The 566-nt window shown below is 57.6% G+C and carries 1 protein-coding gene; it reads right to left on the reverse strand.

Annotation, left to right across the window (positions count from 1 at the left end):
* Positions 1–566 (reverse strand): AMP-binding protein (locus NXS07_RS20695; protein WP_258087597.1); only part of this gene is annotated, 566 nt, incomplete at both ends.

The raw sequence follows: 566 nt of genomic DNA on the forward strand, positions 1-566 counted from the left end.
CTTTCGATTTCTCCCAGCTCAATGCGGTAGCCACGGATCTTGACCTGAAAATCATTGCGCCCCCGATATTCCAGATTACCGTCCGGCCGCCAGCGTACCCAATCACCGGTTTTATACAGGCGGGTGTAGCCCCGCGCCTGATCTTCCGCCGTGGCAAACGGGTTCACCACAAAACGCTCGGCGGTTAACGCCGGCCGGTTCCAATATCCGCGGGCCAGCCCCGCGCCCCCGATATACAGTTCCCCCGGCGCACCGATCGGGGACAGATTACCCTCACCATCAAGGACATACAGACGGGTATTATCAATTCCCTTACCGATCGCCCGATCCCCGTCCTGCAACCAGTTTTGGGTGGCGCACACGGTGCCTTCGGTGGGGCCGTACTGGTTAAACAGCGTGACATCCGGCGGTAGATTCAACGCATTCAGCGCTTCGCCGCCGGTATGGATGACCTGCAGGGTTGAGCGGGCCAGTTCGGTGGCAAAATGATTCATCAAGGCGGTGGGAATAAACGCCTTGGTAATTTCGTGCGTATTGATAAACGACAGCAATTGGTCACTGTCTCC

The organism is Xenorhabdus bovienii (assembly GCF_024721015.1).
Taxonomy (GTDB): Bacteria; Pseudomonadota; Gammaproteobacteria; order Enterobacterales; family Enterobacteriaceae; genus Xenorhabdus; species Xenorhabdus bovienii.